This window comes from Kribbella sp. CA-247076 (assembly GCF_050942445.1).
In the GTDB taxonomy this organism is placed as follows: Bacteria; Actinomycetota; Actinomycetes; order Propionibacteriales; family Kribbellaceae; genus Kribbella.
The window spans coordinates 6465875-6485474 of sequence record NZ_CP192051.1 but is presented as its reverse complement, the minus strand read 5'-3'; the positions used below and the strand labels follow the sequence as shown (position 1 = coordinate 6485474).

The following is a 19600-nucleotide window of genomic DNA, read 5'->3' as shown; positions in this document are numbered from 1 at the left end:
GGATGGAGCTGACGGCATCCGCGCTGGTCGACGAGCTGCGGTCGCACGCTCGTCCGGACGAGCGTCCGCAGAAGCACTACCACGGCTCGGCCGGCGTTCTCGGCGTACGGATGGGCACACTCTTCGACGTGGCCAAGCGGTTCACCGCGATGCCGTTGACCGAGGTGGACCGGCTGCTCGACGTCGCGGAGTACGAACCGCGGCTGGCGGCGTTCTGCGTGCTGGACTTCAAGGTACGCAAGACGAAACTGCCGGCCGAGGAGCGTCGCGGCTGCTACGAGCTCTACCTCGGCCGGCACCATCGCATCGACAGCTGGGACATGGTCGACCGGGCCGCGCCGCGCGTCGTCGGCAGCTACCTGCTCGACAAGCCGCGTACGCCGCTGTTCGAGCTGGCCCGATCGGCCGATCCACTTCGCCGGCGTACGGCGATGACCGCGCCGCTCGCGTTCACCGGCGCCGGCGATCCCGACGCACTGGCCGACCTGTTCGCGCTGGCGGAGCTGCTCGTCGACGACACCGACCCGGTCGTGTCGAAACCTGTCGGCATCGCGCTCAAGTACGCCGGCACCGCCGACGAGCCCGCCCTGCGCGCCTTCCTCGATCGGTACGCCGACCGCATGCCCCGGCCCGCCCTCCGGTACGCCGTGGAGAAACTCGATCCGGCCGTCCGCCTGACCTACCTGAGCTGAGGTCCCGCAGATCTCCCCGTACGTACGGGCGGGTAGTGACAGATCGTGATGAAAAGTCCGGGGTGATCACGAATTGCCACTAGGCAAGAGAAGATGAGAGCCGTACCATCTTTCAGGCTGACCGGTCCAACACGAGGGGGCGAGGGGTGACCGAGGTCCAAGTACCGCACACCCACGACCGGGTCGAGCTCAGGGATCTAGCCGCGCTTGCGAGCGGAGGCGACCGGACAGCTCTCAACGACCTGCTCACACGGGTGCGTGCCGTGGCCCACCGCTACGTGCGGTCGAGGCTCTGGACGTACCCAGGCGGCGCCGACATGGTCGACGACGTCGCACAGGAAGTCTGTGTCGCGGTATTCGGCGCACTCGGCCGGTACCGTGACGAGGGGAGGCCCTTCGAGGCGTTCGTCTACGGCATCGCGGCCCGCAAGGTCGCCGATGCCCAGCGTGCGTTCGCAGTGGCCGACGTCTCGACGCCGGAGCTGCCGGACGGTGCGGACGACGCGCCGACGCCGGAGGAGCACGCGGTGCGGGACTCAGAGGTCCAGCACGCGATGGGGCTGCTGGAGAAGTTGCCGGAGAAGTTGCGGGAGATCCTGCGGCTCCGGGTGGTAGCGGGGATGTCAGCCGAGGAGACCGGCCGGGCACTGGGGATGACACCGGGGGCGGTGAGGGTCGCACAACATCGAGCGTTGAACACGCTCAGGGGGTTTGTGGGGCATGAGGCAGGGCTGGAACGAGGAGCAGGGGAGGGGCATCATGGCTGACCGTTTCGACCTCGACGCGATCGACGCCGATGACGCACTACTCGACCTGCTGGCCGCTGGTGGGGAGTCCGCGCGGACCGCGGGTGAGCAGGACCCGGCCGTGAAGCTGCTGGCCGATCTGCGGCTCGCCGTGGAGGTCGAGGACGAACTACCGGTCGAGACGATCGACGACCCGGAGAGCTTCCTGGCGCGCTGCGCGGCGCTCAACCCGGTGACGGACCCGTTCGCCCGCAAGGTGGCGACCCGCGGTCTGGCACTCGGCGTCGCCGCGGTCGCCGCGCTGTCGGTCTCCGGCGTCGCGGCGGCCGTCACCGGCGACCCGCTGTCGCCGTACGAGAAGGTCATCGAGAAGATGGTCGACGCGGTCCGCCCGCAGACCAGCTTCCCGACCGAACAACTCGACGGCATGCCGGTCGTCGACAAGACCAAGATCGTCAAGGTCGCGAAGGACTACCAGAAGAAGCAGGACGAGCGGAAGAAGGCCGAGCAGCAGACGGCGGACAAGCAGGAGCCGGTCCCGCCGGCGTCCGTCGTGCAGCAGGCGCTGCCCGAGGTGCTTCAGCGCATGCTGCCGGAGGTGGAGAAGCCGACCGTCAAGACGGCACCTCCGGTTGCGCCGACGACGCCCGCGCCCGAGCAGACCGAGGACGGGACGACCGAGGAGAAGCCGGCCGACGACCCGACCAAGGAGCCGACGGGCGAGCCGACCGAGGAGCCGACGCAGGAGCCGTCGGAGCCGCCGGTCACCACACCGCCGCCCGCGGAGCCGTCCGACCCGCCGGCCACGCCGGAGCCGTCGGACCCGCCGCCGACCACGACTCCGCCGCCGAACAACGAAGAGACCGGGGAGACCGGTACCAACCCGACGACCACGCCGACGGCGCCGTCGGGTGGGGACACCGGGTCGGACCAGGGGTCGGACACGGGGACCGGGGAGTCCGGGGACGACGCGCCGTCGCAGGAGCAGCCGCCGGCCGGTGACACCAAGCCGATCGAGGACGCCCCCGACGACAACCCGCCCGCCGACGAGAAGCCCGCGGACGAGCAGAAGCCGGCCGACGAGCAGAAGCCGGGGGGCGACCGGCGGGAGCCGGTGAAGGCTTCGTTGACGGAGTTGCTGGAGAAGGTCCTGCCGACGCCGACCGGTGCGCCGGTCGAGGTGCCGGGGGCGACGAAGTTCTTCGGCAACGCGAAGGCCGAGGGCAAGCACTCCAGCGGCAAGGTGACCACCGGCTCGGTCAAGAAGGCGTACGCCAAGGGCAAGCACTCCAGCGGCCGGTACGCCGAGGGCAGGCACGCCGCGATCGCCCGCGCCCACGGCTCGACCGCGTCGTCCGACGTACTGAAGATCCTGGGCGTCGTCAACAAGCCGACGAACTGATCACTCCGCGTACCCGTCCGGCACCGCCCGGGCGGGTACGTCGTACTCTCCGGAAGCCCCCGCCTGTGGACAGGCGATTCGGGCGACCGGGAGGCGGCGGCATAGGATGGTGTCCCGTTCTCGCCGTGTAAAGGTGCTCGTTTTCCTCATGGACATCACCCCCGCTGGAGTTCCCGACAAGTTCGCCGTCCTCGGTCTCACCTTCGACGACGTGCTGCTGCAGCCCAACGAGTCCGACGTCATCCCCTCCGAGGCGAACACCCGGTCCCGGGTGAGCCGCAACATCGAGGTCAACATCCCGCTGTTGTCCAGCGCGATGGACACCGTCACCGAGGCGCGGATGGCGATCGCCATGGCCCGCCAGGGCGGCCTCGGCGTGCTGCACCGCAACCTGTCGATCGAGGACCAGGCCCAGCAGGTCGACCTGGTCAAGCGGTCCGAGTCCGGCATGATCGCTCAGCCGATCACGATCGGCCCGGACGCGACCATCGGCGAGGCCGACGCGCTCTGCGGGCAGTACCGGATCTCCGGCGTCCCGGTGGTCGACGACGCCGGCGTCCTGGTCGGCATCGTGACGAACCGGGACATGCGGTTCGAGAACGACCTTTCCCGGCCGGTCCGCGAGGTGATGACCCGGCAGCCGCTGATCACCGGCAAACAGGGCATCTCCGCCGACGACGCGATGGCGCTGCTCAGCCGGCACAAGGTGGAGAAGCTGCCGCTGGTCGACGACGCCGGCAAGCTGACCGGCCTGATCACGTTGAAGGACTTCGTCAAGCGCGACAAGTTCCCGCTGTCCACCAAGGACGCGACCGGCCGGCTGCGGGTCGGCGGCGCGATCGGCTTCTTCGGTGAGGCGTACAAGCGGGCGATGACGCTGGTCGAGGCCGGCGTCGACGTGCTCGTGGTGGACACCGCGCACGGTCACTCCCAGGCGCAGCTGGAGATCATCCGCAAACTCAAGGCCGACCCGGCCACCCGCGGCGTCGACGTGGTCGGCGGCAACGTCGGCACCCGCGCCGGTGCGCAGGCGCTGGTCGACGCGGGCGCGGACGGCGTCAAGGTCGGCGTCGGCCCGGGCTCGATCTGTACGACGCGGGTCGTCTCCGGCGTCGGCGTACCGCAGGTCACGGCGATCTACGAGGCCTCGCTGGCGTGCAAGCCGGCCGGTGTGCCGGTGATCGGCGACGGCGGCCTGCAGTACTCCGGTGACATCGCCAAGGCGCTCGTGGCCGGGGCGGACACGGTCATGCTGGGCTCGCTGCTCGCCGGGTGCGAGGAGTCGCCGGGCGACCTGGTGTTCATCAACGGCAAGCAGTTCAAGGCCTATCGCGGGATGGGGTCGCTCGGTGCGATGCAGTCCGGCGGCCTGCGCAAGTCGTACTCCAAGGACCGCTACTTCCAGAGCGACGTCGGCTCGGACGAGAAGCTGATCGCCGAGGGCGTCGAGGGCCAGGTCCCGTACCGCGGCCCGCTGTCGGCCGTGGCCCACCAGCTGATCGGCGGCCTGCGGCAGTCGATGTGGTACACCGGCGCCCGCACGGTGCCGGAGCTGCAGGAGAAGGGCCGGTTCGTCCGGATCACCTCGGCCGGCCTGCAGGAGTCCCACCCGCACGACATCCAGATGACGGTCGAGGCGCCGAACTACTCCGGCCGCTGACCCCGCCTGCAACCCGTAAGGACACCAGATGACCGAGATCGAGATCGGCCGCGCCAAGCGGGGCCGGCAGGCGTACGCGTTCGACGACATCGCGATCGTGCCGTCGCGGCGGACGCGGGACCCGGAGGAGGTCTCGGTCGCCTGGCAGATCGACGCGTACCGGTTCGAGCTGCCGATCCTGGCCGCGCCGATGGACTCGGTGATGTCGCCGGCGACCGCGATCGCGATCGGCAAGGCCGGCGGTCTCGGCGTGCTGAACCTCGAAGGTCTCTGGACGCGGTACGAGGATCCGAGCAACCTGCTCGAGGAGATCACCAGCATCAGCAAGGAGCAGGCGACGCACCGCCTGCAGGAGATCTACTCCGCGCCGATCAAGCCCGAGCTGATCTCGCAGCGCGTGCAGGAGATCCGCGACTCCGGCGTCACCGTGGCCGGGGCGCTGTCGCCGCAGCGGACGAAGCAGTTCGCCAAGCACGTGGTGGACGCGGGCGTCGACCTCTTCGTGATCCGGGGGACGACGGTGTCGGCGGAGCACGTCTCGGGTCAGGCCGAGCCGCTCAACCTGAAGCAGTTCATCTACGACCTCGACGTACCGGTGATCGTCGGTGGGTGCGCGACGCACCAGGCCGCGCTGCACCTGATGCGGACCGGGGCGGCCGGGGTGCTGGTCGGCTTCGGCGGCGGCGCGGCGCACACCACCCGCAAGGTGCTGGGAGTCGCGGTGCCGATGGCGTCCGCGGTGGCCGACGTGGCCGCGGCCCGGCGGGACTACATGGACGAGTCCGGCGGCCGGTACGTGCACGTCATCGCGGACGGCTCGGTCGGACGGTCCGGTGACGTGGCGAAGGCGGTCGCCTGCGGTGCCGACGCGGTCATGGTCGGCTCGCCGCTGGCCCGGGCGAGCGATGCCCCGGGCGGCGGGTACCACTGGGGCGCCGAGGCGTGGCACTCCCACCTGCCGCGCGGCGAGCGGGTCGAGGTCGGCGTCACCGGGACGCTCGAGCAGATCCTGTTCGGCCCGTCCTGGGTCCCGGACGGCACGATGAACCTGGTCGGCGCCCTCAAACGAGCCATGGCCACCACCGGCTACACCGAACTCAAAGAGTTCCAGCGAGTCGAGGTCGTCGTCGGTTGACCACCGGTGTCCTGCTCCTGCACGGTTCGAGCGGTACGCTGGACGTGGAGCGGGCCCGGATCCTCGAGGCCGAGGGGTACGACGTCCTCGCGCCACGCTGGTTCGACCAGAAGATCAGCGAGATCCCGCTGGAGTCCTTCCCGCTGGACGAGTTGGCGGCCCGCAACGACCGGCTCGCGGTCATGGGTGTGTCCCGCGGCGCGGAGGCGGCGCTTCTGCTCGGCGCGTTCGACGAGCGGGTGGACGCGGTGATCGCGCTCGCCCCGACCGCGTACGTCTGGGGCTGGATCGAGGACGGCGAGCAGACGTCGGCGTGGACCTGGCAGGGGGAGCCGTTGCCGTACGTGCCCTTCGACCAGGAGTGGCAGGCAGACGATGATCCGCCGAGTTTCACGGGTCTGTACCGGCAGAGCCTGCGGAAGTACGGCGCTGACGCGGCGCGCATCCCGGTGGAGCGGATCCGCGGGGAGTTGCTGCTCGTCGCCGGCGGGGACGACCGGCTCTGGCCGTCGGTGGAGTTCGCCGAGCGGATCGCCGCCGCACGTGCAGGTCTGCCGACGCGCACGGTGGTCGCGGCGCGGGCCGGTCATCGGGTGCTGTTTCCCGGAGAGACGCCGAAGACGGGCGGGCAGCGGATGGCCCGCGGCGGGACCGAGGAGGCGGACCGGGAGCTCGGCGCACTGGCCTGGGCCGACGTCCGCAAACTCCTCGCCGGCTGACTTCGGGGCGGTCCGCGCTCCTTCCGCCGGTCCTCGGTGGGCGACGTGCGTCGAGTCCTCACGGGTTGGGCGGTTCTGGAAGGATGACGGCATGGGATTGTTCAGCCGACGGAGCAGCCAGGACGCCGACAACGTTGCCCTCGCCGCCGCGCGGGCACGACTATCCTCCGACGACGTGGATCAGGTGCGCTTCCTGATCACCACCAAGAAGACCGTGCACGCGGTCAAGCTGATCCGCGACCGCACCGGCCTGGACCTGAAGCATGCCAAGGGCCTGGTCGACGACATCCGCCTCGGCCGGTACGTCGCGCCGGTCACCGAGACGCCGGTCGTCCGCGTCCCGGGGACGAACCTGGCCGAGCGCACCCGCGCCCTCAAGGCCCAGGGCGAGCTGCACCAGGCCACGGCCCTGGTCGTCTCCGAGACCGGAATGACCGAGACCGAGGCCGGCCTGTTCGTCGGCGCGTTGAAGACCGACCTGCAGGATCTCTAACCCTTCACGTAGGACAGCTTCTCCGCGATCCTCCCGTCACGCAGCCGCAGTACGTCGACGCCGCGGACGTGGCCGCGGTCACCGGACGGATCCTGCCAGGAGTACGTCCACCGCACGACGGCCCGGTCACCGAGCATCACCGACTCCTCGGTCTCGAACCGCGGGTCGGTGGTGTTCGCGAACAGCTTCGCCCACTCCGCCCGGACCGCGTCCGCGCCCTCGAACCGGGTCCCATCTGGCGACGGCGAGGTGGACTCGAAGACACAGTCGTCGGTGACGAGCGCCATCACCGCGTCCAGGTCGCCCTGGCCGAACGCCGTACCGAAGCGGGCGACGACGGAGTCGGCGGTGGACCAGCGCGGGATCCGGCCGAAGGCGCCGAGCAGCCGGTCGGCCGGGTCGGTGTACCCCTCGACCGGGTCGGCCACGGCACCGGACGACCGGTAGAGGTCGGCACGGTCCGCGAACCAGGTCGCGATCTCGTCGACAAGCTCCGGGTCCATCCGTGGCTCAGCGCCGATCGCGACGGCCAGGTCCCAGCCGTGGATGAGGTGATCGGCGGCCAGTTGCCGGAGGTACTCGGCCGACTCCTCGTCGCCGTACGACAGATGCACCTTCTCGATCGGCCGGTCCGCCGCTGCCTGAGCGGCCCGCGCGGCCTCCGTCGCCGCGGCCGCCGGGTCCTCACCGAGCAGGTCGCCGTCCAGCGAGTCGCCGACGTCCGCGATGGTCTTGCCCTCCATCAGCGGGACTGTCCAGCGCTCCTCACCCACTACGTGGTTCACGAGCTCGCGCACGTTCCAGTCCGCACAGGGCGTCGGAGCGCTCCACTGGTCGGAGCTCACCTGATTGACCAACAGCGCGAAGTTGTCGACCGTTCGATTGTGCAGTTGCACCACATGCATGTCCGTTCCCCCTCTCAGCGTCAGCGTCCGCCCGGGGAGAGGGACCGTCAATTACCCAGCGGTTACCGACCCAGCTGCAGTTGCTGCGCGGCCTCGTGGGCGTGCTGGGAGGCCATCATGTCGCCGGTGGCCGCGAGCAGGTCGCCGTGGTGCCGGTAGCAGGAGCCGGCCAGGTCCTTCATCACCGAGTCGTCGTCGGTGAACGGGATCAGCGCGGTCGCGACCTCCGCGCACCAGCCGCCGAGGTCGAGGGCGAGGTCGGTCCGGCCGGCCTGGTAGTAGGCCTCGGAGATGTCGAGCAGCAGCTGCGCCCAGATCGGCGCGTACTTGCTGGTCTCGTACCGCATCCGGTGCGACTCGCGCTCGGACGAGATCGCGAACAGGTAGTGCGCCTCCATGCCCAGCGTGAGCGCGGTGTCGACGTCCTGCACCAGCAGCGGCCGGACCAGCTCGGCCAGCTCGCTCGCGCGGATCGCCGCCGACTCCGGGTCGGTCCGCCCGGAGACGGTCGCCAGCGTCATCCCCGGAGCGGGCTCGCTCAGCGCCAGCAGCCGGTGGTACTGCTCGAACGGCCCGAGCTTGATCTCCGCGTTCTCGAGCGCCGCGACCAGGGTCAGCGGCAGTCCGCGGTCCAGCTCCTCGGTCACCCGCTGCGCGGTCTCCGCATCGGTCGCGAACGCCGTACTCAGGCAGCCTTCGCCTTCCATGATCCGGCCGACGACGCTGAGATGCTTGCCCTTGCGGGTGAGTGCGGCGACCAGCGTCCGCAGGTCGGTGGCCGACTCCGAGTCAGCGAGCGTGTCGGCGGTCGTCAGCCCGATCTCGTCCGCCTCGAGCGCGAGGTCGAGCCGGCCCTCGGCGGCGTGGACGTCGGCGGACACGGCGGTCGCCGTACACAGGTAGCGCGCGTAGGACAGGGATTGCGGGCTCTCGTTGATCTGATCGGCCAGCCGCAGGAACAGCTGGGTCGCCGCGTCCGCGGACGCGACCGCAAGCGCGGGGTCGCCGTACCGGCGCAGGATGAGCGCGTTCATCGCCAGCACGCGGGCGAAGTCCGGCTGGTGCTTCAGCCCGTCGTCACCGCCGACCAGCTGTCCGTACGCGATCACCGCGCCGTCCATCTCCAGTACGGCGGTCGCGCCGTGACCGCGGTGGGCCTGGGTCATCGCCCGCCGGGCGCGCACGTCGGCCAGGAAGGAGGTGGCGTCCAGAACGCCCGCGTCGCTGAGCTCGGTGTAGCCGAGTTGGGCCTCGTGCAATGCGGCAAGCGCTTCCTCGTGCCGCCCCGCGGCGTTCAGCGAGCCGGCCAGCTCGTACTGCGTCGCGGCCATCAGGTGCTTGGCCTCGTAGTGGTCCGGGTGCCCCTCGGCACGTTCCCGGGCCAGCTCGATGACACGTTGCTGGTACGGCCCGGCCTCGTCGGCACGGCCTTCCTCGATCAGGACCTGAGCAGTCTGCAGAGCCTCAGCGAGCTCGTCCTCAGGAGGCGTCCAAAGCCCCCCGCTGTCCACCATCTCGACGTTCCACCCCTTCGCAGGTTCAACCGAACACCTTAGTGCTCCACGGGGCGGAACACTGAGGGCTGACACGAGCGTTTTCCGGTACTGACATGGCTATTACCGACAGGTAGCCTTGACCCATGAGCGAGCAGACGTCGATTCCTGCCGACCCCGAGCTCGACCCGACCGCGTCGTACGCGACCGATCAGTCGGTGGTCCGCCGGTTGTCGGGACTGCTGCGCGCCTCGGCCGGCCCGCGGACGTCGTACGCGCCGGCGACCGGTCAGCCGATCGCGACCCTGCCGCTGTCCGGCCCGGACGACGTGGTGGCGGCGGTCCGGTCGGCGCGACGGACGCAGCAGACCTGGAAGCGGGTGCCGCTGGCCGAGCGGGCCGCGATCCTGCTGCGCTACCACGACCTGGTCCTCGACCACCGGCACGAGCTCGTGGACCTGGTGATCCTCGAGTCGGGCAAGGCGCGCAAGCAGGCGTTCGAGGAGGTCGCGCACGTCGCCCTCACCGCGCGATACTACGGCCGCAAGGCCGCTGAGCTGCTCGAGCCGCAGCGCAAGCTGGGCATGTTCCCGCTGCTCACCCGGGCCGAGCAGCGGTTCGTGCCGAAAGGTGTCGTCGGCATCATCTCGCCGTGGAACTACCCGCTCAGCATGGCGATCTCCGACGGTCTCCCGGCCGTGCTCGCCGGGAACGCCGTCGTGCACAAGCCGGACAGCCAGACCCCGCTGACCGCGCTCCGGGCGCTCGAGCTGCTGTACGACGCCGGCCTGCCGCGGGACGTCTGGCAGCCGGTGAACGGCGACGGCCCGACCGTCGGTGGCGCGCTCATCCAGAACGCCGACTACATCTGCTTCACCGGCTCGACCCGGACCGGCCGCCTGGTCGCGCAGCAGGCCGGCGAGCGGCTGATCGGCTGCAGCCTCGAGCTCGGCGGCAAGAACCCGATGCTCGTCCTGCGTGACGCAGACATCCACCGGGCCGCGGAAGGCGCCGTCCGGGCGTGCTTCTCGAGCGCCGGTCAGTTGTGTGTCTCGATGGAGCGGCTGTACGTCGCCGACCAGGTGTACGACGCCTTCGTCACGGCGTTCATCGACCGGGTGAAGAAGCTCCGGCTGTCCGCGGGGACGGGCTGGGACGTCGACATGGGCTCGCTGATCTCGAAGGCCCAGCTGGAGACCGTGACCCGGCATGTCGACGACGCCCGGTCCAAGGGCGCCGTCGTACTCGCCGGTGGCAAGGCCCGGCCGGACATCGGCCCGCTGTTCTACGAGCCGACCGTGCTGTCCGGGGTGACGCCGGAGATGGAGTGCTTCGACAACGAGACGTTCGGGCCGGTGGTGTCGATCTACCGGTTCTCCGACGAGTCCGAGGCGATCCAGCGCGCGAACGAGGGCGAGTACGGGCTGAACGCGAGCGTCTACACCCGCGACGGCCGCCGCGGCCGGGCGATCGCGGCCCAACTGGTGGCCGGCACGGTCAACGTGAACGAGGCGTACGGCGCGACCTTCGGTTCGATCGACACCCCGATGGGCGGCATGCGCGCGTCCGGGCTCGGCCGCCGTCAGGGCGTCGAGGGCATCCGCCGGTACGTCGACCCGCAGGCGATCGCCACCCAGCGCCTGCTCCCGATCGCCGCCTCGCACGGCGTCTCCGACGAGACGTACGCCGAGCTGATCACCGGAGCCCTCCGCGTCCTCAAGAAGCTGGGCCGGCCATGACTGAGCGAAGCGAAGGCATCGAACGGCACAGCGGTGTTTCTGCCTCAGGCGCGCCCGGAGCGAAGCGAGGACGTGCGTGAGGCAGAATGATTACGACGTCGTCGTCATCGGGTCGGGGTTCGGTGGCAGCGTCAGCGCCCTGCGGCTGACCGAGAAGGGATACAAGGTCGCCGTCCTTGAGGCCGGCGCGCGGTTCGAGGACGCCGGCTTCGCGAAGAACTCGTGGGACAAGAGCCGGTTCCTGTTCGCGCCACGGCTCGGCTGGTACGGGATCCAGCGGATCAGCGCGCTGCGGGACGTGATCATCCTGTCCGGCGCGGGCGTCGGCGGCGGCAGCCTGGTCTACGCGAACACCCTCTATGAGCCCCTGCCCGCGTTCTACACCGACCGGCAGTGGGCGCACATCACCGACTGGAAGTCCGAGCTCGCGCCGTACTACGACCAGGCGAAGCGGATGCTCGGCGTGACGACGTACCCGCACTTCACCCCGGCCGACCGGGTGATGAAGCAGGTCGCCGATGAGATGGGCGTCGGCGAGACCTTCCACCCGACGCCGGTCGGCGTCTTCTTCGGCGAGCCCGGCGTCGAGGTCGACGACCCGTACTTCGGTGGCGCGGGCCCCCGCCGTACCGGCTGCATCGACTGTGGCGAGTGCATGACCGGCTGCCGGCACAACGCGAAGAACACGCTGACCAAGAACTACCTCTACCTGGCCGAGAAGGCCGGCGCCGACGTCTATCCGATGACCACAGTCACCTCGGTCGAGCCGCTGCCGGACGGAGGGTACGCCGTGGATACCCGGCGGACCGCCAACCGCAGGAGCACGCGCCGGTTCACCGCCCAGCAGGTGGTGTTCGCCGCGTCCGCCCTGGGTACGGCGAAACTGCTGCACCGGCTCCGGGACGAGGGCAAACTGCCGCGGCTGTCCGACCGGCTCGGCGTCCTCACCCGGACCAACTCGGAGTCGTTGCTCGGGGCCATCGCCCGGGACCGGGACGTCGACTACAGCCGAGGGGTCGCGATCACCTCGTCCTTCCACCCCGACGACATCACCCACATCGAGCCGGTGCGGTACGGCAAGGGCAGCAACGCGATGTCGCTGCTGCAGACCGTGCTGACCGACGGCGACGGCGACCGGCCCCGGTGGCGGACGTGGGTGCGCGAGCTCGGCGTCCAGCGAAAGAACATCCGCCGGCTGTACGACCTGAAGCACTGGTCCGAGCGGACCGTGATCGCGCTCGTCATGCAGACCGCGGACAACTCGATCACGACGTACGGCAAGCGGGACCGGTTCGGCCGCTGGCGGCTGACGTCGAAGCAGGGCCACGGAGCGCCGAACCCGTCCTGGATCCCGGTCGCGAACCAGGTGGTCCGGCGGATGGCGAAGCTGATGAACGGGACGCCGGGCGGCACCATCGGCGAGCCGTTCAACGTCCCGATGACCGCGCACTTCATCGGCGGCTGCGCGATCGGCGACTCACCCGAGACCGGCGTGGTCGACCCGTACCACCGGGTCTACGGGTACGACGGCCTGCACATCCTGGACGGGTCGACGATCTCGGCGAACCTCGGGGTGAACCCGTCGCTGACGATCACCGCCCAGGCCGAGCGCGCGCTGTCGTTCTGGCCGAACAAGGGTGACCAGGACGTCCGGCCGCCGGTCGGGTCGGCGTACCAGCGGGTGCAGCCGGTGAAGCCGGCGCATCCCGTCGTCCCGGCCGATGCACCGGGGGCGTTGCGGCTGCCGATCGTGCCGAAGCAGCCTGTGACGAAGCCGTAACACAACGACAATAGTTCACGCACGGTCAGGTGAAATGAGAAAACCTCAGCAACTGGTGTGGCTGCTGAGGTTCGAGAGGTAATTCGAAAAGGCCTGGAAAAGGGAGCAGGTCCCTCGGGAACGTTTCCGCCCAAATCGTTTCCCGAGGGACCCACTCAAGCCGGGGTGAGGCGCCCGGCGCTTTGGGATCGGGTCACCAGCCACAGCTGGCGACCCGAGCTCTTGGTCACTACCTTACATCCGATTTCCGGAGTTTCGAGCCTTCGCGAGTGGTTGTGACCACTCTGCGTGCCGATCGTAATGATCGGCGATTCGTTTGCTCCTGGTAACCGGGTGGCGGTCTTCCTTGCGGTAACCGCCTCTGCACACATCAACGACGCCCTCTACAGGGGGTTACGAGGTTCCGAAGAAATTCCGGAAAGTTTTCTGGAGGCTGCGGAGAGTGCTGAGTCACCCGGGCCTGCGGTGTTCCACGTGACGCCCCTCGCAGAGACTTCGATGCGGCCTGACTTACTGTGGGCCGACCGTCAGATGAGGCAGGAGAACGATGAGCGACATCCTCGAGGTGGCCCGGGCGCAGGTTCTGGAGCAGGGCGTCGGCCTGACCCAGGAGCAACTGGTCGAGGTGCTGCGGTCGCCGGACGACCAACTGGCCGACCTGCTCGCCCTGGCGCACGAGGTCCGGGTGAAGTGGTGCGGCGAGGAGGTCGAGGTCGAGGGGATCATCTCGCTGAAGACCGGCGGCTGTCCGGAGGACTGCCACTTCTGCTCGCAGTCCGGTCAGTTCACCTCACCGGTGCGCTCGGTCTGGCTGAACATCCCGGAGCTGGTCGAGGCCGCCAAGGAGACCGCGAAGACCGGCGCGACCGAGTTCTGCATCGTCGCCGCCGTCCGCGGACCGGACCAGCGGCTGATGTCGCAGGTCAAGGCCGGCATCGAGGCGATCAACGCCGAGGTCGACATCAACATCGCCTGCTCGCTCGGCATGCTGACCCAGGAGCAAGTGGACGAGCTCCGCTCCTGGGGCGTGCACCGGTACAACCACAACCTCGAGTCCGGCCGCTCGTACTTCGGCGACGTGGTCACCACGCACTCGTTCGAGGAGCGCTGGGAGACCTGCCTGATGGTCAAGGAGTCCGGCATGGAGCTGTGCTGCGGCGGTCTGGTCGGCATGGGGGAGACCGTCGAGCAGCGCGCCGAGCTGGCCGCGCAACTGGCCGAGCTGGACCCGCACGAGGTGCCGCTGAACTTCCTCAACCCGCGCCCGGGTACGCCGTTCGGCGACCTGGAGATCATGGACGGCAAGGACGCGCTGCGGACCATCGCCGCGTTCCGGCTGGCGATGCCGCGCACGGTCCTCCGGTACGCCGGCGGCCGCGAGCTGACCCTGGGCGACCTGGGCACCCGTGACGGCCTGCTCGGCGGGATCAACGCGGTCATCGTCGGCAACTACCTGACCACCCTCGGACGGCCGGCGACCGCGGACCTCGACCTGCTGGCCGAGCTGAAGATGCCGGTCAAGGAGCTCCAGAAGACGCTATGACCACCCTGGTGTACTGCGGTCACTGCGGCCGCGAGACCGCCGACGGAAGCCACGACGCCTGCCGGCAGGCGCTGACGCTCGAACCACCGCGGTACTGCGACCGGTGCCGCCGGCGGATGGTCGTCCAGGTCCACCCGATGGGCTGGACCGCCCGCTGCTCGGTGCACGGCGAGGTCTCGTCCTGATGTCCGGCCTGCTGGCCCGGGACGCGGAGCTGCTCTGGCACCCGTACTCCTCGCTGACCGACCCGTCGCCGGTGCGGCTGGTCCGGGGCGCGTCCGGCGTACGGCTGCATCTCGACGACGGCGCGGGCGGCGTGGTCGAGGCGATCGACGCGATGGCGTCCTGGTGGTGCATGATCCACGGCTACCGCAATCCGGTCCTGGACGACGCGGTCAAGCGCCAGGTGGACGACTTCAGCCACGTGATGTTCGGCGGGTTGACGCACGACCCGGCGATCTCGCTGGCCGAGCGGCTGGTCGGGATCACTCCGGAACCGCTGCGGCACGTGTTCTTCTGCGACTCGGGATCGGTGTCGGTCGAGGTCGCGATCAAGCTGGCCCTGCAGTACCAGGTTGCCCGGGGCAACAGTGGCCGGACCCGGATGCTGACCGTCCGCGGCGGGTACCACGGCGACACGTTCGCGCCGATGAGCGTGTGCGACCCGGTCAACGGGATGCACTCGCTGTTCACCGGCGCGCTGACGGAGCAGGTGTTCGGCCCACAGCCGCCGGCCGGGTTCGATCGTCCGGACGACGACCCCGAGTTCCTGGCCTGGGCCGACGCTGTGACCGCCCTGGCGTCGCAGCACGCGCCGGAGCTCGCCGGCATCATCGTCGAGCCGGTGCTGCAAGGCGCCGGTGGCATGTACCCCTACAGTCCCGCCTGCCTCCGCGTCCTCCGCGAAATCGCGGATCAGCACGGTCTGCTGCTCATCTTCGACGAGATCGCCACGGGCTTCGGCCGTACGGGCACGCTGTTCGCCTCCGAGCACGCCGGCGTCGATCCGGACATCCTTTGCATCGGCAAAGCCCTGACCGGCGGCTACCTGTCCCTCGCCGCCATGCTTTGCACCACAGAGGTTGCCCACACTGTCTCGAACGGCCCGGGTGGTGCCCTGATGCACGGGCCTACCTTCATGGCCAACCCGTTGGCCTGCGCGGCCGCGCTCGCCTCGATCGACCTGCTGCTGTCGCAGGACTGGGCCGGCCGGGTCGCGGAGATCTCCGCGGGTCTGTCGGCCGGGCTTGCGCCGGCCGCGTCACTGCCCGGGGTGAAGGACGTCCGGGTGATCGGCGCGGTCGGTGTCGTCCAACTGGGCGGGCCGGTCGACATGAAGCGGATGACGGAGGCGGTCCTGCGGCGGGGCGTGTGGGTCCGGCCGTTCCGCGATCTGGTCTACACGATGCCGCCGTACGTCTGCACCGAGGACGAGATCGCGACGATCGGTGCGGCGATCACCGGTGCGGTGCGGGAGGTCGGCTGATGCTGGAAGACTGGCTCGGCCCAAAGGCCGCCGCATTGGAAGCTCGCGGCCTCACTCGGCGCCTGCGGCCCCGAGCCGCCGACGACAACCTGATCGACCTGGCCGGCAACGACTACCTCGGCCTGTCCCGTGACCCGCGAGTGGTCGCCGCGGCCGCCGAAGCCTTGCAGGTCTGGGGGACCGGCTCGACTGCTTCGCGCCTGGTCAGCGGTACGACGTCGTTGCACGAGGAACTGGAATCCGCGCTGGCGTCGTACACCGATCACGAGTCCGGCCTCGTCTTCTCCTCCGGCTACCTCGCCAACCTCGGCGTCGTCACCGCCCTGGGAGGTCCCGGCACGCTCCTGCTGTCCGACGAGCATGTCCACGCCTCACTCGTCGACGCCTGCCGCCTGTCGCGTTCCCGGGTTGAGGTCTTTCCGCACAACGACGTCGACGCGGTCGAGAAGCTCCTTGCCGAACGCAACGAACCCCACGCGGTCGTGATGACGGAATCGGTCTTCTCCGTCCTCAGCGACTCGTCGCCCCTCGCCGCGCTTGCCGACACCGCCGCCACCCACGACGCTGTGCTGCTCGTCGACGAGGCGCATGGGTTAGGCGTCACCGGCGGGGGGCACGGCTCGGTCCACGCGGCTGGGCTGGCCGGAGCGGACCACGTGGTCGTCACCATGACGTTGTCGAAGGCAATGGCCTCGCAGGGTGGTGTCGTCCTCGGTCCGGCTCTGTTGCGTGAGCATCTGATCAACCGCTCGCGGTCGTTCATCTACGACACCGGCCTCAACCCGGCAGCCTGCGCGGCCGCACTCGCCGCTCTCCGCGTCCTGCAGGCCGAGCCGGCTCGCCCTGCCGCGATCCACGCGGCAGCAGCCCGCCTGGCGTCGGCGTGCGGAGTCCCACCGGCCTCCGGTCCTGTGATCTCAGTCCCGATGCCCGGCCCCCGCGAAACCGTCCACGCCGCCCAACTCTGCCTCGACGCCGGCATCCGAGTCGGCAGCTTCCGCCCACCCTCGACCCCCGACGGCATCAGCCGCCTCCGCCTCACCGCAAACGCCGGCCTGACTCCCGAAGACCTCAACCGAGCCTGCTCCGTCGTCTTTGACGCGATCGGACGAGCCTCATGATCCCCGCAGTCACCGGCACGGGAGGGTGCTCGTGATCACCATCGTCACCGGTACTGACACCGGTGTGGGCAAGACGATCGCAACTGCGGCGCTCGCCGTACGCGCGTCGGCCTCGGGGTCGGTCGCGGTGGTGAAGCCTGCGCAGACGGGCGTTGCTCCAGACGAGCCGGGGGACCTGGCCGAGGTCGAGCGGCTCTCCGGTTGCACGGATCTGCACGAGGGGATCCGGCTGCGCGATCCGCTGGCGCCGACTACCGCGGCTCGGCGAGAAGGCGTTCGGTTGCCGACCCTCAAGGAGCACGCCGCGTTCATCTCGGAGCTCGCGGCGACTCGCGACCAGGTCCTGGTCGAGGGTGCCGGGGGACTGCTGGTCGGGCTAGACGAGGACGGGCGCGGGTTGGCCGAGCTCGCCACCGAGCTGTCGATCCCCTTCGCCTTCGTGGTGGTGACGCGCGCCGGGCTGGGCACGCTCAACCACACCGGCCTCACCGTCGAGGCTCTGCGCCGCCGCGACCTGCCGATCGAGGGGCTGATCATCGGCTCGTGGGCCGACCCCGACCTGGCCGAGCGGTGCAACCTGGAGGATCTGCCGGCCGTGACCGGCGTACCGGTCATCGGGCGGCTTCCCGCGGGCGCGGCTGAGCTCGAGACCTTTGCGCGCGACGCGCCCGGCTGGTTCGCGTGACCGGTTGTCCCGCCCGGTACGACAAGGAGCTCGGGTACTGGGTGGTCGACGATCCCGCCCTGGCCCGGGAGGTGCTGCTCGACCCGGAGACGTTCCGGCCGGACAACGCCGTACTCGCGCACACGCCGCTGTCAGTGAAGGCGCTGCGGGTGCTGTCGTCGGTCGGGTTCGCGCTGCCGCCGACGCTGGCGAACAACGCGGGGGAGTCGCACCGGCCGATCCGGGCGACGGTGGCGCGGCTCTTCAGCCCGGCTCGGGTAGCGGCCGTGGAGCCACTGACTCGATCGCTGACGTCGTCGCGGGTCGCTTCGGCAGCCGAGCGGTTGGCTGCTGGCTCGCAGGTTGATCTGGTGGAGGCGATCGCTGCCGAGCCGCCGGCCCTGGTCCTGCTCCACCTGCTCGGGTTGCGCGACGTCGACGTACCTGCGTTGAAGGCGTGGAGCCGGGACTCGCTCGAGCTCTTCTGGGGCTGGCCCGACGAGGACCGGCAGCTGGAGCTCGCCCACAGTGCCGCCGAGTTCTACGACTGGCTCCGATCGCGTACGGCGGCCGCCCGCCGAGCATCCGCCGACGACCTCTTCGGCACCCTCATCACCCTCGGCCTCACCACCGAGGAGGTCTGCGCCGTCGCCTACTTCCTCCTGATCGCCGGCCAGGAAACCACCACCCAACTGATCTCCACCGCCTTCCATCACCAACTCCACGCCGAAGCCAGAGTCCAACCGTCACCAGCTGATCAGGCCGGCGGCAGGGTCCAACCGTCAGCGGCTGATCAGGCTGGCGGCAGTGTCCGACCGCCAGCGGCTGATCAGGCTGGCGGCAGAGTTCGACCGTCAGCGGCTGATCTTGTGGAGGAGGTTCTGCGTGAGGCGTCCTCGGTGCCGACCTGGCGCCGGGTCACCGCGCGGCCCGCGGTGGTGGGCGAGGTCGAGTTGCCCGCGGGCGCCCCCGTCCTCCTCGGCCTCACCGGCCACGGCGGCCCCGCCGACCTGGCCTTCGGCATCGGCATCCACCGCTGCCTCGGCGCCGGCCTCGCCCGCCTCGAAACCCGAGTAGCCCTCGAATCCGCCGCCACCCTCCTCCCCGCCGTACACCTCCTAGAAAGCCCACCCCTCCTCAACCTCCTCTCCTTCCAAGCCCCCACCCGCCTCCTGGTCGCGATGACCTGAAGATCACCCCCACCGAACGCCGCCGTCACAGCGGTCCTACGGCTTGGCGCCGAGAGTCGCCGTGACACGCTGCCTGGACACGAACCACGTCTCCAGGGCCGGATCGATCGCCAGAAGAACGGTCCTCATCCGGCCGAAGCGGTCGGCGACCATACCGGCGTTGAGCAGGGGTTCGAGATGCGCGACGCGATTGCGCAGCTTGTAGATGTGGTCTACGTGGTCGACGAGCTCGCCCGGCGTGCCGGCCAGCTTCGGGAAGGCCGCGGCGAGGGCCTTGTTCCAGAGCAGTTGCCTGCCCGGGTCGTTGTCGGGCAGCAGGAATCGCCACGTGCCGAAGCTGAGCTGGGCGAGAATGTCGGGATGCCCTGGTGGATTCCGGGCTCCACGCCGGGCGGTCCGCGCCCGCCGTACAGCCTTGTGAATGTCATCACCCGCCAGGCGAACGAGGAGCCGGGCCGGATCCACCAGCCAGTCCGACGAGTGCTGCCGCCCGTTCCGGCGGTCGCGCTGCGTCTTGTTCCACCGACAGAGTTGTTCGTCGAGTGCGTTGCGCAGAATGACTTCGAAGCGGTGAAGGCACTCGTACACAGCGCCGGACACCTCGATGTTCCACTGGTACAGACGCAGTGCCTGACGGACGTTGTCCTGGGTCGCGGTGAGGTAAGGGGCGAGGCGTGGTGAGCTGAGCTTGGCGGCGACCAGGGCGTGATGGTCGGGAGTTTGATTCGGTGGAGGCATGATCCTAAGCTGTCGGTGAAGGCGGAGGCAGGTCTCTCCGTTACACGATTGCCTGAGGGTCCGTCGGTGAACGCCGGCGGGCCTTCGGCATCTC

Annotated in this window: 18 protein-coding genes; 15 read left to right on the top strand and 3 right to left on the bottom strand. The window is 69.8% G+C overall.

Features of this window, described 5'->3' with window-relative positions; genetic code table 11:
* The first annotated feature begins 2 nt into the window (after window positions 1-2).
* The 7 genes from ACQPYZ_RS30750 (at window position 3) to ACQPYZ_RS30720 (ending at window position 6847) form a co-directional block, all read left to right on the top strand.
* Window positions 3-692 carry a DNA alkylation repair protein gene (locus tag ACQPYZ_RS30750; protein ID WP_433162249.1) on the top strand — a complete coding sequence of 230 codons (690 nt, stop codon included), beginning with the start codon at window positions 3-5 and terminating at the stop codon, window positions 690-692.
* Window positions 693-838: 146 nt separating this feature from the next.
* Window positions 839-1459, top strand: coding sequence for an RNA polymerase sigma factor ShbA (gene shbA / locus ACQPYZ_RS30745; protein WP_433162247.1), 621 nt, complete (start codon window positions 839-841; stop codon window positions 1457-1459).
* Entirely contained in the window at window positions 1452-2840 is a 1389-nt protein-coding gene (locus tag ACQPYZ_RS30740; protein WP_433162246.1) for a hypothetical protein, read from the top strand. The genes shbA and ACQPYZ_RS30740 overlap by 8 nt, the downstream gene beginning before the upstream one ends.
* A 148-nt stretch (window positions 2841-2988) precedes the next feature.
* Window positions 2989-4500 (top strand): IMP dehydrogenase, encoded by a 1512-nt coding sequence (gene guaB / locus ACQPYZ_RS30735; RefSeq protein WP_433162245.1) that lies wholly within the window; start codon window positions 2989-2991, stop codon window positions 4498-4500.
* Between the two features lie 28 nt (window positions 4501-4528).
* Complete coding sequence (locus tag ACQPYZ_RS30730; protein WP_433162243.1) at window positions 4529-5635, top strand: GuaB3 family IMP dehydrogenase-related protein; 1107 nt, start codon at window positions 4529-4531, stop codon at window positions 5633-5635.
* On the top strand, window positions 5632-6354 hold the full coding sequence (locus ACQPYZ_RS30725) for an acyl-CoA thioester hydrolase/BAAT C-terminal domain-containing protein (RefSeq protein ID WP_433162242.1): 723 nt from the start codon (window positions 5632-5634) through the stop codon (window positions 6352-6354). Before ACQPYZ_RS30730 ends, ACQPYZ_RS30725 begins: the two co-directional genes overlap by 4 nt.
* 91 nt (window positions 6355-6445) lie before the next feature.
* Window positions 6446-6847 carry a hypothetical protein gene (locus ACQPYZ_RS30720; protein ID WP_433162240.1) on the top strand — a complete coding sequence of 134 codons (402 nt, stop codon included), beginning with the start codon at window positions 6446-6448 and terminating at the stop codon, window positions 6845-6847.
* Here ACQPYZ_RS30720 and ACQPYZ_RS30715 read toward each other — a convergent pair.
* Together ACQPYZ_RS30715 and ACQPYZ_RS30710 are read right to left on the bottom strand one after the other, a co-directional pair.
* Window positions 6844-7752 (bottom strand): TIGR03086 family metal-binding protein, encoded by a 909-nt coding sequence (locus ACQPYZ_RS30715; RefSeq protein WP_433162238.1) that lies wholly within the window; start codon window positions 7750-7752, stop codon window positions 6844-6846. The two genes, ACQPYZ_RS30720 and ACQPYZ_RS30715, sit on opposite strands and share 4 nt — an antisense overlap.
* Before the next feature lie 62 nt (window positions 7753-7814).
* Window positions 7815-9266, bottom strand: coding sequence for a hypothetical protein (locus tag ACQPYZ_RS30710; protein ID WP_433162236.1), 1452 nt, complete (start codon window positions 9264-9266; stop codon window positions 7815-7817).
* 125 nt (window positions 9267-9391) lie between these two features.
* Here ACQPYZ_RS30710 and ACQPYZ_RS30705 point away from each other — a divergent pair, with 125 nt between their 5' ends.
* From ACQPYZ_RS30705 to ACQPYZ_RS30670, 8 genes are all read left to right on the top strand, one after another.
* Window positions 9392-10984 (top strand): succinic semialdehyde dehydrogenase, encoded by a 1593-nt coding sequence (locus ACQPYZ_RS30705; RefSeq protein WP_433162234.1) that lies wholly within the window; start codon window positions 9392-9394, stop codon window positions 10982-10984.
* A 76-nt stretch (window positions 10985-11060) separates the two neighbouring features.
* Window positions 11061-12764, top strand: coding sequence for a GMC oxidoreductase (locus ACQPYZ_RS30700; RefSeq protein WP_433162232.1), 1704 nt, complete (start codon window positions 11061-11063; stop codon window positions 12762-12764).
* A gap of 547 nt (window positions 12765-13311) precedes the next feature.
* On the top strand, window positions 13312-14307 hold the full coding sequence (gene bioB / locus ACQPYZ_RS30695; RefSeq protein ID WP_433162230.1) for a biotin synthase BioB: 996 nt from the start codon (window positions 13312-13314) through the stop codon (window positions 14305-14307).
* On the top strand, window positions 14304-14492 hold the full coding sequence (locus ACQPYZ_RS30690; RefSeq protein ID WP_433162229.1) for a hypothetical protein: 189 nt from the start codon (window positions 14304-14306) through the stop codon (window positions 14490-14492). Before bioB ends, ACQPYZ_RS30690 begins: the two co-directional genes overlap by 4 nt.
* The gene (locus ACQPYZ_RS30685) at window positions 14492-15793 is read left to right on the top strand and encodes an adenosylmethionine--8-amino-7-oxononanoate transaminase (protein WP_433162227.1); all 1302 of its coding nucleotides are present in this window, start codon (window positions 14492-14494) and stop codon (window positions 15791-15793) included. Before ACQPYZ_RS30690 ends, ACQPYZ_RS30685 begins: the two co-directional genes overlap by 1 nt.
* On the top strand, window positions 15793-16914 hold the full coding sequence (locus tag ACQPYZ_RS30680) for an 8-amino-7-oxononanoate synthase (protein WP_433162225.1): 1122 nt from the start codon (window positions 15793-15795) through the stop codon (window positions 16912-16914). Before ACQPYZ_RS30685 ends, ACQPYZ_RS30680 begins: the two co-directional genes overlap by 1 nt.
* Before the next feature lie 31 nt (window positions 16915-16945).
* Window positions 16946-17599: a dethiobiotin synthase gene (gene bioD, locus ACQPYZ_RS30675; RefSeq protein ID WP_433162223.1), complete on the top strand. Its 654-nt coding sequence runs from the start codon at window positions 16946-16948 to the stop codon at window positions 17597-17599.
* The gene (locus tag ACQPYZ_RS30670; RefSeq protein WP_433162222.1) at window positions 17596-18768 is read left to right on the top strand and encodes a hypothetical protein; all 1173 of its coding nucleotides are present in this window, start codon (window positions 17596-17598) and stop codon (window positions 18766-18768) included. The genes bioD and ACQPYZ_RS30670 overlap by 4 nt, the downstream gene beginning before the upstream one ends.
* Window positions 18769-18804: 36 nt before the next feature.
* Here ACQPYZ_RS30670 and ACQPYZ_RS30665 read toward each other — a convergent pair whose 3' ends face one another.
* On the bottom strand, window positions 18805-19506 hold the full coding sequence (locus ACQPYZ_RS30665) for a hypothetical protein (protein WP_433162220.1): 702 nt from the start codon (window positions 19504-19506) through the stop codon (window positions 18805-18807).
* Between the last annotated feature and the right edge of the window lie 94 nt (window positions 19507-19600).

Bases quoted from the DNA above. Each gene is read 5' to 3' on its own strand.
- ACQPYZ_RS30730 (WP_433162243.1), top strand. From the start codon at position 4,529: ATGACCGAGATCGAGATCGGCCGCGCCAAGCGGGGCCGGCAGGCGTAC.
- ACQPYZ_RS30720 (WP_433162240.1), top strand. From the start codon at position 6,446: ATGGGATTGTTCAGCCGACGGAGCAGCCAGGACGCCGACAACGTTGCC.
- ACQPYZ_RS30750 (WP_433162249.1), top strand. From the start codon at position 3: ATGGAGCTGACGGCATCCGCGCTGGTCGACGAGCTGCGGTCGCACGCT.
- bioB (WP_433162230.1), top strand. From the start codon at position 13,312: ATGAGCGACATCCTCGAGGTGGCCCGGGCGCAGGTTCTGGAGCAGGGC.
- ACQPYZ_RS30705 (WP_433162234.1), top strand. From the start codon at position 9,392: ATGAGCGAGCAGACGTCGATTCCTGCCGACCCCGAGCTCGACCCGACC.
- ACQPYZ_RS30710 (WP_433162236.1), bottom strand. From the start codon at position 9,266: ATGGTGGACAGCGGGGGGCTTTGGACGCCTCCTGAGGACGAGCTCGCT.
- guaB (WP_433162245.1), top strand. From the start codon at position 2,989: ATGGACATCACCCCCGCTGGAGTTCCCGACAAGTTCGCCGTCCTCGGT.
- ACQPYZ_RS30680 (WP_433162225.1), top strand. From the start codon at position 15,793: ATGCTGGAAGACTGGCTCGGCCCAAAGGCCGCCGCATTGGAAGCTCGC.
- ACQPYZ_RS30685 (WP_433162227.1), top strand. From the start codon at position 14,492: ATGTCCGGCCTGCTGGCCCGGGACGCGGAGCTGCTCTGGCACCCGTAC.
- ACQPYZ_RS30690 (WP_433162229.1), top strand. From the start codon at position 14,304: ATGACCACCCTGGTGTACTGCGGTCACTGCGGCCGCGAGACCGCCGAC.
- ACQPYZ_RS30740 (WP_433162246.1), top strand. From the start codon at position 1,452: ATGGCTGACCGTTTCGACCTCGACGCGATCGACGCCGATGACGCACTA.
- ACQPYZ_RS30715 (WP_433162238.1), bottom strand. From the start codon at position 7,752: ATGCATGTGGTGCAACTGCACAATCGAACGGTCGACAACTTCGCGCTG.
- ACQPYZ_RS30665 (WP_433162220.1), bottom strand. From the start codon at position 19,506: ATGCCTCCACCGAATCAAACTCCCGACCATCACGCCCTGGTCGCCGCC.